Raw genomic sequence first — 9,438 nt, forward strand, 5'->3', positions numbered from 1 at the left:
GGCGGGCGCAGGTGCGCCGAGTTTGGCGATCAGCTCCGCGACGCTGACTCCGCCGTTGACGTGGCAGCCGACCTCTGCGGGCTCTGCGTGGTCCGGGCCGCCGTGATGTCCGGCCGCATCGCCGGATGACACTCCCGACCAGCGGAGCAAGCTGTCCTCGGGCGGCGGCGCGAACAACCGCTCCCACGGCGCGGCGCCCAGTGTCGCCGGCGGGTTCAGGGTGACCGGTTGGGCGTCGTTGCGGGAGCCGGACACGCGCCGAAGGTCAGGAGTGGCGTCTTTGTCGCCGTCACTCATGTCCCATCGGCCTCCGAAAATATGATCCGGACATTTGGGTTGTCCGTGCACACGTCAGCGCAGCGCCGAGCCGATCGGCGCCGCGCCATGCATAAAGCCCACATCGTACTGACTTGTGGTCGCAGACGCGATCTCGGAAGAGTGTCGGTTCAACCACCAGAATGCATGACGTCGGCTCCGTCGGGCACCCGGCAGTCGTCGGCGTCGTCCAGCCAACCGTCGGGAAGGGCCACCCGGGCGGGTGAGCCCTGCCGGCCGCGGGGGCCGTTGCCGGCAGTCGGGAACGGGACGCTGCCGTCCAACCGGTTCAGCAGGTCGTCGAGTTCGCTCAACGTTTTGACCAGCGCTAACGCTCGCCGGACGTCTGATCCGGCCGGGAACCCATGCAGGTACCAGGCGATGTGCTTGCGGATATCGCGCATGCCCTTGTCCTCACCGAAGTGTGCCGCCAGTAGGGCTCCGTGGCGGCGGATGACGTCGGCGACCTGACCGAGTGTGGGCGGGGTGGGAGCCGGGCGGCCGGTAAAGGCGGCCGACAACTCGGCGAATAGCCATGGTCGGCCCAGGCATCCGCGGCCGATGACCACGCCGTCACAGCCGGTGGTGGCCATCATGGCCAGCGCGTCGCTGGCGTCGTAGATGTCGCCGTTGCCCAGCACCGGAATGGTCGTGACCTGCTGCTTGAGCTCGGCGATCTGGTCCCAGTCGGCGGTGCCGGAGTAACGTTGCGCGGCCGTACGGGCGTGCAGGGCGACTGCGGCGGCGCCCTCGGCTTCCGCGATGCGACCAGCGTCCAGATGGGTGTGGTGGGCATCGTCGATGCCGATGCGGAACTTGACCGTCACCGGTATCCCGGTGTCTTCGGTGGCGCGCACTGCCGCGGCCACGATTCGGCCGAACAGCCGTCGCTTGAACGGCAGGGCCGCCCCGCCGCCGCGCTTGGTCACCTTGGGCACTGGGCAACCGAAATTCATGTCGATGTGGTCGGCCAGGCCTTCGTCGGCGATCATCCGCGCGGCCGCGTAGGTGGTGTCCGGGTCGACGGTGTAGAGCTGCAGCGAGCGGGGCGATTCGTCCGGGGCGAACGTCGTCATGTGCATGGTGACCGGGTGCCGTTCGACCAGCGCGCGGGCGGTCACCATTTCGCAGACGTAGAGTCCGCTGACGGTGCCGACCTTCGCCTGTTCCCGTGGCGATCGCAAGGGCGGCGAAGCCGGACGCAGCGGGTCGCCACGCATCGAACCGAAGTCACGGCACAGGGTGCGGAACGCGACATTCGTCACACCGGCCATCGGTGCCAGCACAACCGGGCTGGCAAGCTCGATTGAGCCGATACGCATCTATTGTCCCGAGCCGGGCTACCGCCGGCTCATCGCCAGCTTGCCCGCGGTCTTGTGCAGCTCGTGTGCGGTGACCCTCTTGCCAGTACGGGCTTCCCTGTCGAGTTGGCGCTGTTTGGACACCTCGAACTTCTCGCAGGCCAGCTCGAGCTCCTTGATCAGCAGGGCAAGATCATCGCGCATGCGGGCGGCCTCACCGGTGAAGTCCTCGCGCTCGAAGATGCGCCACTTCTTCAGCACCGGCATGACGACCTCGTCGAGGTGGATGCGTGGGTCGTAGACGCCTCCAACGGCGATAAAGACGGCCTTGCGCCGGAACTCGGGCACCTGGAAGCCGGGCATCTGGAAGTTACGCAGGATCAGGTGCAACGACTTCATCGCCTGGTTGGGGGCGAGGTCGAACGTGGCCTCGCTGACGTCGCGGTAGAAGATCATGTGCAGATTCTCGTCGGCTGAGATCCGGGCCATGAGCTGGTCGGCGACTGGGTCGTTGCAGGCCTTGCCGGTGTTGCGGTGTGAAATCCGGGTTGCCAGCTCCTGGAAGCTGACATAGATGACGGAGTGGGTGACGCTCTCTGCGAATAAGTCGCCCTGGTGGTTCTGGCCCGGGCTGAAGCCCCGGTTGACCACCTCCAGGCGAAGTTTCTCCAGCTCCACGGGATCGACCGATCGAGTCACCACCAGGTAGTCGCGCAGCGCGATGCCGTGCCGGTTCTCCTCGGCGGTCCAGCGGTTGACCCATTGTCCCCAGGCGCCGTCCATGCCCATGTTCATCGCGATCTCACGGTGATAGGACGGCAGGTTGTCCTCGGTGACCAGGTTCTGCACCATGGCCACCTGGGCGACGTCGGAAAGCTTGCTCTCCTCGGGATGCCAATCCTGGCCGCCGAGCGCGTAATAGTTCTTCCCGTCCGACCATGGGATGTAGTCGTGCGGGTTCCAGTTCTTGTGCATGCTGATGTGCCGGTTGAGGTACTTCTCGACGACCGGTTCGAGTTCGTGCAGCAGCTGTAAGTCAGTCAGCTGGGCTGACATAGTCCCTCCGGTATCTGTGTCGATGGGTTGCACTCAATATATCTGTGTCGACCGGTATCAACAAGTTTGCTCGAAGCCCGGTGAGTCCCCCGGTCGTGGTGGTGGCGACGTCAGTCGCGAGGCCGCGCCGCTGCTGGCTGCCCGGCTTCGTGGCCGGGTCGGTGCGGCACATGGCTGGCCGCCGCATTGAGCAGCATGTCGACGCAGTAGTCGATGAATTGCTGGCGGGTAGCTCCTAGTTGACCATTCAGGTAGGCGGTAAACAGGCCGGTCAGAGCGCCGATCAAGCTGGTGGCGACCAGTTTCTGCACAACCGGATCGACAATGCGGGAGAGCTTGCGCTGCAGCAGCTCGATGAAGTTGGGCATCCACTCCGCGCCGGAGCGGGTCAGTACCGGTTCCACCGTCGGCGCCAACAGCAGCACCCGCCCGCGCACCGGATCATCGACCATCAGGGCGACGAATCTTTCCACGGCTTCCCGGGCGGTATTGGCCGACATGAGGGTGGTCATGGCCCGGGTACAGACGTCGTCGTACACCGCGCGCACGAAGTGTTCGCGGTCGGTGAAGCTTTCATAGAAGTAGCGCTCGGTCAGGGCCGCCTTGCGGCAGACGGCACGTACGGTCAGCGCCGGCCCGTCCTTCCCGCCGAGCAGTTGCACGCCGGCGGCGATCAGATTTTCCCGACGTACGGCGTGGCGATCTTCCAGCGGGACGCCGGTCCAGCGGCCTCGTTTTTGACCGGCCTGCACATCGCTCCTAAACTTCATGTGACAACGCGTGTAGTCAGAATTGCTGACGTCGCCCTAATCCACCGGGAAACCATCAGTGACTCAAGATACGTCTGCTTCGTGCCCGCTGACCAGCGCTAAGGTGCATCCCTCGACGGGTGGCGCTGCCGCTGTGGCGCCGAACGACTCGGTAGCGGCCGGTTGCCCGGTTTCGCCGCTGGGTTACGACGCACCACCGGTGCCGCTCGGCCCGGATTCGCTGACCTGGCGATACTTCGGCGACTGGCGCGGCATGCTGCAGGGTCCGTGGGCCGGGTCCATGCAGAACATGCATCCGCAGCTGGGTGCGGCGGTCGAGGAGCATTCGACGTTCTTTCGGGAGCGCTGGCCGCGACTGTTGCGGTCGTTGTACCCGATCGGCGGCGTGGTTTTCGACGGCGACCGGGCTCCGGTCACCGGCGCCGAGGTACGCGACTACCACGTGGACATCAAGGGCGTCGACGCGGCGGGGCGCCGCTACCACGCGTTGAACCCGGACGTCTTCTATTGGGCGCATGCCACGTTCTTCGTCGGGACCCTGCACGTCGCCGAGCGGTTCTGCGGCGGCCTGACCGAGGCGCAGAAGCGTCAGCTTTTCGACGAACACGTCCAGTGGTATCGGCTGTACGGCATGAGCATGCGGCCGGTGCCGGCGTCCTGGGAGGAATTTCAGGTCTACTGGGACCACATGTGTCGCAACGTGCTGGAGAACAACTTTGCGGCGCGGGCCGTGCTGGATTTGACCGAGTTGCCCAAACCTCCCTTCGCCCAATGGATTCCGGACAAGTTGTGGGCGTTGCAGCGCAGGCTGCTGGCGCCGTTCTTCGTCTGGCTCACGGTCGGGCTCTACGATCCGCCGGTGCGCGAACTAATGGGCTACCAGTGGTCACGCCGGGATGAATGGCTGCACCGGCGCTTCGGCGAACCTTGTCCGACTGGTCTTCGCCGTCGTGCCGCGCCGGTACCGGAAGCACCCGCGGGCGCGGGCCGGCTGGGACCGGGTCAGTGGGCGGATCCCGGCCGACACCCCGTTGGTGCAGACGCCGGCGCGCAATTTGCCGCCCCTGGATGAGCGCGACAACCCCGCGCACTACTGCCCGAAGGTCTGAACCCTCGACTTAGCCGTGGGTGTGGCTGTGCACCTCTTTACGGCCTTCAGGGCCTTCAAGGCCTTCGAGGCCTTCGAGGCCGCGCTGATGGACGTGCTCGTGGGTGTGCTGGGTCCCGTCGTCGTGTGAGTGCGGGTGCTCGTGGGCGACGTGCTCGTGCTCATGGCTGGTGTGCGCGTGGCTGTGGGTCATGTCGCCGTGCTGGTGGTCGTGCGCGTGCGGCGCGTCATGGGTGTGGGTGGCTACCATGATCGTTACCTCCTCAATGTGAACTATGTTGTGGTGCTAGCGGATTCGGTTATCCCGCGTCTGGTGTTGCGGGGACTGCCTGCAGTCCGTCGCCGTGGTGGTGGCGGGGCACGCCGGGGCCGGCGTGCTCGGCGTTGAAGACCGCGTCGATGACGAGTTGGCGCACGTGGTCGTTTTCCAGGCTGTAGAAGATCGTCGTACCGTCGCGGCGGGTGCGCACCAAGCGCGCCATCCGCAGCTTGGCCAGATGCTGGGACACCGATGGCGCCGGCTTGCGTACGTGTTCGGCCAACTCGTTGACCGACATCTCGGTATTTGCCAGGGACCACAGAATCTGCACGCGGGTGGCGTCGGCGAGCATCCGGAACACCTCGACCACGAGGCCGGCCTGGTCGTCGGGCAACCTCGTTGGTCTATTATTTGCGTGCATACGCAAATAATAGTGCAGGTTGATGTGCTGTCAAGGTTGCGCCGGGTCAGCCGGGCGAGTCGATGCTCGCTATGCGCTCGCCGCCGTTACGTTCCTGCCAGAACTTGAAGACCTCTACGGCAGCAGCCCTGATTTCGGGACGAGATTCATGGCGCATCGGCAGGCGTCGGTTCTTCCAATGCTTGGCGAACTCGTCGTAGAGGGTGGCGGGCTCGAAGTATTTGCGCACATCGACGTAATGCGGCTCGAACGCATCACGCAGCGTCAGAAATACGACTTCGTCGGGTGAGCAGTAATAGAGGGAGCCCAGGCACATCGGGCATGGATGGGCCAGCGCGTAGATGGTGGTACCAACCAGGTGCTCGGTGCCCAGTTTGATACAGGCCGCGCGGATGGCCACGATCTCGGCGTGAGCGGTCGGGTCGTTGGTCTGCACAACCTGGTTGGCGCTCTCGGCAAGGATCGCGCCGTCTTTGACGATGACCGTCGCAAAGGGGCGGCCGCCCTCGGCGACGTTCTGGCGGGCGAGATCGATGGTGCGCTGGGCGAAGTCGATCATGGTTGGTCAGAGTAGCCCGCCAGGTGCGATCGAGCATGTGATAGTAATTAGGTTATCTATCTTTTTTCTGGTTCGACGAAGGAACTTCCATGGTGCGTGCCGATCGTGATCGCTGGGATCTCGCGACGAGCGTCGGCGCGACGGCAACCATGGTGGCCGCTCAGCGCGCGCTGGCCGCTAGCCGCGAGTTTGCGTTGATCGACGACCCGTTCGCCGCGCCATTGGTGCGAGCGGTCGGCATGGACGTCTATACCCGGATGGTGGACGGGCAGATTCCGGTCGATGAAGATTCCGAGTTCGACCCGCAGCGGGTGGCCCGCGGGATGGCCTGCCGGACCAGGTTCTACGACCGGTTCTTCCTCGAGGCCGCGGGAAACGGCATCGGCCAGGTGGTCATCCTGGCGTCCGGCCTGGATGCCCGCGCCTACCGGCTGCCGTGGCCGAAGGGCACCGTCGTCTACGAGGTCGACATGCCAGAAGTGATCGCGTTCAAGACGTCAACGCTGAGCGGTCTCGGCGCCGAGCCCACCGCCCGGCGTCGCACCGTCGCGGTCGATTTGCGCGACGACTGGGACACCGCGCTGCAGGCGGCGGGATTCGACGGTCAGGTCCCCTCGGCCTGGAGCGCCGAAGGGTTGCTGGTCTACCTTCCTGAGGACGCGCAGGACGCGCTATTCGACAACATCAGCGGGTTGAGCGCACCCGGCAGCCGGCTGGCGTTCGAATTCGTGCCGGACACCAAGGTTTTCGCCGACGAGCGGTGGCGCTCCCATCACGACCGGATGAGCGAACTCGGGTTCGACATCGACTTCAACGACCTGGTGTATCACGGGAAACGCAGCCATGTCATCGAGCATCTATCTCGCCAGGGTTGGCAGACGTCGTCGCACACCGTCAAGGAACTCCACCAAGCCAATGGCTTCGAATATCCCGACGACGAACTTGCGACGGTGTTCGCCGACGTGACCTACACCAGTGCGGTGCTGAGGTAGTCGGCGCCTCGCCTGACTGGCTTATTGGCGCAGCAGCTCGTCTTTGAGGCGGGCGGTGATCAGGTCCTGGAACACCTCGCGGGCGGGACCGTACAAGTCGGTCAAGGTGGACACGAGCGCGTCTCGGTTGTATTCCGGAATGGAGCCCCCCACCGGAGTCCAGAAGCTGTCGATATCCATGAGGAAGAACGGACCGGTCTGCGGCGGCGTGATGCGGCGCAGATGGTAGCTCTGATCCAGCGCCTGGCCCACACCCGGCCCGTACCGCAGAATCAGCGACTTGCCCGGTTGGGGTTCGCGGTAGACCGCGGCACCCTGCCACTCGGTCAGCGACAGGCCGCCCGGAGCGATGCGGTAGGGCCCGAGCAGTTGCTCGTCAATCCAGTTGCCCCAGTTGACCCGGCCGTCGACCCCAACCGGGACCCGGATCTCGAGGACGTATCGCAGGCCAATGCGCTCTACCCCGACGATCGACGAAACCTGCGCGCGGGCGTCGGCGACCCGTAACACGAGGTCGCAAAAGGTCTCGAAGTCGCGGTAAGCGCTGGTTTCGACGACGATCGCCTGGTTCTTCAGTGAGGCCGAAACGGTGTTGTCCCGGTTGCCGTAGCGGACGAAGCGGTCCGCAACGGGGGTCGGGGCGGCGCCGGGGGCCGTCACTCCCCAACTCACGTCCTGCGCCTGGCGCTCGATCGGCAAGTCGTTCATGAGGAGGTGTTTGAGTTCCCGGCTCGTTGATTCGGTGAGGGAATCCGTTGCCGGGTGCCGGATTTCCATTGTCACCAGGGCGACGGGCGCGTTGGGTTGGATTCCATCCTGACTCATTTCGGGAAGCATAGCCGCAGCATAGCCAAGCGATGTGCGGCTCTGAACGCGGGCTGACCATGCGCGGCTTGGTTGGTGCCGCTCGTTGCCAGGAGCCCGTCGATCGGCACGATCGGCGGCCGCGGTTGGGCCGGTTGCGCGGGCGGTCTGAACGGTGGCCGCGGGTGATCGGCCGGGGTACTGCCCGGCGTCGACGGCGGGCGAATTCGTGGTTCTCGATGCGTTCTCGGTGCGTTCTCGGTGCCCCCACCAGGACTCGAACCTGGGACCTGCGGATTAAAAGTCCGTAGCTCTACCAACTGAGCTATAGGGGCGCGGAGTCCCAGGATACTGCGTGCCCGGGCGAAGCTCGTTTGAGGATTCGGCCCGCGGTGACCTAAGCTGACGTGGCTCCCAATGATGACCACGTTGCGAGTGCCCCGGAGAGATTCGGTTCTGCCCCCTTCGTCTAGACGGCCTAGGACGCCGCCCTTTCAAGGCGGTAACGCGGGTTCGAATCCCGTAGGGGGTACCCTGCGATGCGGGTATCGCGGAGCAGTAGCAGAGCATGGCCCTGTGGCGCAGTTGGTTAGCGCGCCGCCCTGTCACGGCGGAGGTCGCGGGTTCGAGTCCCGTCAGGGTCGCCGATACGGCCAGGCACATGCTGCCTTCCGGCCAGGTAGCTCAGTCGGCATGAGCGTCCGCCTGAAAAGCGGAAGGTCGGCGGTTCGATCCCGCCCCTGGCCACCATGTATCTGCCCAGTTCAGGGTATTAATTTGCTCGTCTTGCTCGCAGAACTCTGTCCGTTCGGAGCGCTGCACGCATACCTACTGGATTGGCGACCATGTGGCGGTCCACTCAGATACCGGTTCGCGGTTCGGGTCCTCCCCTGAATTGGGCGGTGGCTGGGAGGTTAGACAACTGTTGGTGAAGGTCCGTTGGTAGGGGCCCCAACGCGCCGAAAGGGTTCCGTCCGGACGGAAGATGTAGGAGATCGGCCCGGACATCTCGGCGGTGCCGGTGCATTCGGGACTTTGTGGATCTGGATTCGTCGCGTACGACCTGGCGTATCCGGTCACCGTCATCCCGGACAGCTTCCCCGTCATCGTGCCTGTGTACGACGCTGTCGGCTTAAGGTTCTTCAAAGTTTCGTTGCAAGTTACCGAATTCGCGCTGACACGGCAGTCGGAAACCAGGTCACCGTACTGAATCTCGAAATGCTGGGGCAAGGTCGCCTCGCCGCCACCCGCGGAGGAGGTTGAGGTCGACACCGGAGCAGTGGGGCGTGGCTCGGCCGGCGTCGGTTGTACGGATTGGTGGCTGCCAGTCGCGCAGCCCGCAATTTGCCATGCGGTCGCCCCCGCCGCCGCGGCCAAGAGAAGTTTGGGCCTCAGTCGCGTCACCATCTGCGCCTTGCCGTCGTTGATGGCGTGGCCGGTCTCGGCCACCGGCGGCTTGCCAAGGGGCTGTTTGTTCGGACTGCAGCCGCTGACAAGACGCAGTGCGGTGACTTCAGGCAATGGGTCGGTGGCCACGCGAATGGGTGTCGTCTGCATTGGTTCTCGCCTCCATGTTCGGAGTGGCTGGACGTTCGACGGAGGTGCGCCTACTCGTTGGGTGACCATTCGACCGGTCCTTCGAAGCCTTCCACCGTTTCGGTGAACGTGCCTGAGCACGTGCCGCTGAGAGTCTGCTCGTTGTGCCCCTGCCCCATCCTCAGGTAGCTAGTGCGATCAGATTTGAATTGGTAGGTAACAGGCCAGAAGTAGCGGAATTTGTCAACCTGAATGAGGCACCGTCGAGCGGTATTTACTGAGTGGCCTCCTCGGTGTCGTCGGGCTTGTTAATCCAC

9 protein-coding genes, 4 tRNA genes and 2 pseudogenes are annotated in these 9,438 nt (G+C 64.7%); 5 read left to right on the forward strand and 10 right to left on the reverse strand.

Annotated elements, in window-relative coordinates:
• From BST40_RS26225 to BST40_RS26240, 4 genes and pseudogenes are all read right to left on the reverse strand, one after another.
• Positions 1–297, reverse strand: a pseudogene (locus BST40_RS26225) (LCP family protein); the annotation flags it as partial.
• Between the two features lie 149 nt (positions 298–446).
• Positions 447–1,637: a tRNA dihydrouridine synthase DusB gene (gene dusB / locus BST40_RS26230; RefSeq protein WP_075549144.1), complete on the reverse strand. Its 1,191-nt coding sequence runs from the start codon at positions 1,635–1,637 to the stop codon at positions 447–449.
• Positions 1,638–1,655: 18 nt separating this feature from the next.
• The gene (locus tag BST40_RS26235) at positions 1,656–2,672 is read right to left on the reverse strand and encodes an acyl-ACP desaturase (protein WP_075549143.1); all 1,017 of its coding nucleotides are present in this window, start codon (positions 2,670–2,672) and stop codon (positions 1,656–1,658) included.
• Between the two features lie 110 nt (positions 2,673–2,782).
• A complete protein-coding gene (locus BST40_RS26240; protein ID WP_075549142.1) occupies positions 2,783–3,424 on the reverse strand; it encodes a TetR/AcrR family transcriptional regulator in 642 nt (213 codons plus the stop codon).
• Between the two features lie 76 nt (positions 3,425–3,500).
• Between BST40_RS26240 and BST40_RS26245 the strand changes: the two are divergent.
• Positions 3,501–4,551 (forward strand): annotated as a pseudogene (locus BST40_RS26245) (oxygenase MpaB family protein).
• A gap of 9 nt (positions 4,552–4,560) precedes the next feature.
• Here the strand turns inward: BST40_RS26245 and BST40_RS26250 are convergent.
• The 3 genes from BST40_RS26250 to BST40_RS26260 are packed head-to-tail and all read right to left on the reverse strand — an operon-like array spanning position 4,561 to position 5,786.
• Positions 4,561–4,800 (reverse strand): zinc transporter Slc39a7, encoded by a 240-nt coding sequence (locus BST40_RS26250; RefSeq protein WP_232341706.1) that lies wholly within the window; start codon positions 4,798–4,800, stop codon positions 4,561–4,563.
• A gap of 49 nt (positions 4,801–4,849) precedes the next feature.
• Positions 4,850–5,230, reverse strand: coding sequence for an ArsR/SmtB family transcription factor (locus BST40_RS26255; protein ID WP_082275612.1), 381 nt, complete (start codon positions 5,228–5,230; stop codon positions 4,850–4,852).
• 46 nt (positions 5,231–5,276) lie between these two features.
• Positions 5,277–5,786 carry a nucleoside deaminase gene (locus BST40_RS26260; protein WP_075549146.1) on the reverse strand — a complete coding sequence of 170 codons (510 nt, stop codon included), beginning with the start codon at positions 5,784–5,786 and terminating at the stop codon, positions 5,277–5,279.
• A 92-nt stretch (positions 5,787–5,878) separates the two neighbouring features.
• Between BST40_RS26260 and BST40_RS26265 the strand changes: the two genes are divergently transcribed.
• Entirely contained in the window at positions 5,879–6,781 is a 903-nt protein-coding gene (locus BST40_RS26265) for a class I SAM-dependent methyltransferase (RefSeq protein WP_075549140.1), read from the forward strand.
• Positions 6,782–6,802: 21 nt separating this feature from the next.
• Here the strand turns inward: BST40_RS26265 and BST40_RS26270 are convergent, their stop codons facing one another.
• Positions 6,803–7,618, reverse strand: coding sequence for a TIGR04255 family protein (locus BST40_RS26270; RefSeq protein ID WP_075549139.1), 816 nt, complete (start codon positions 7,616–7,618; stop codon positions 6,803–6,805).
• A gap of 229 nt (positions 7,619–7,847) precedes the next feature.
• A tRNA-Lys gene (locus tag BST40_RS26275) sits at positions 7,848–7,920 on the reverse strand.
• 123 nt (positions 7,921–8,043) lie between these two features.
• Between BST40_RS26275 and BST40_RS26280 the strand changes: the two genes are divergently transcribed.
• The 3 genes from BST40_RS26280 (at position 8,044) to BST40_RS26290 (ending at position 8,335) form a co-directional block, all read left to right on the forward strand.
• A tRNA-Glu gene (locus tag BST40_RS26280) sits at positions 8,044–8,117 on the forward strand.
• Between the two features lie 38 nt (positions 8,118–8,155).
• Positions 8,156–8,229: transfer RNA gene (locus BST40_RS26285), tRNA-Asp, on the forward strand.
• A 29-nt stretch (positions 8,230–8,258) separates the two neighbouring features.
• Positions 8,259–8,335 (forward strand) — tRNA-Phe (locus BST40_RS26290).
• A gap of 78 nt (positions 8,336–8,413) precedes the next feature.
• On the opposite strand, the gene BST40_RS26295 is transcribed toward BST40_RS26290, so the two are convergent.
• Positions 8,414–9,142, reverse strand: coding sequence for a hypothetical protein (locus BST40_RS26295; protein WP_075549138.1), 729 nt, complete (start codon positions 9,140–9,142; stop codon positions 8,414–8,416).
• Positions 9,143–9,438: the final 296 nt, after the last annotated feature.

It is taken from the genome of Mycobacterium persicum (assembly GCF_002086675.1).
GTDB lineage: Bacteria > Actinomycetota > Actinomycetes > Mycobacteriales > Mycobacteriaceae > Mycobacterium > Mycobacterium persicum.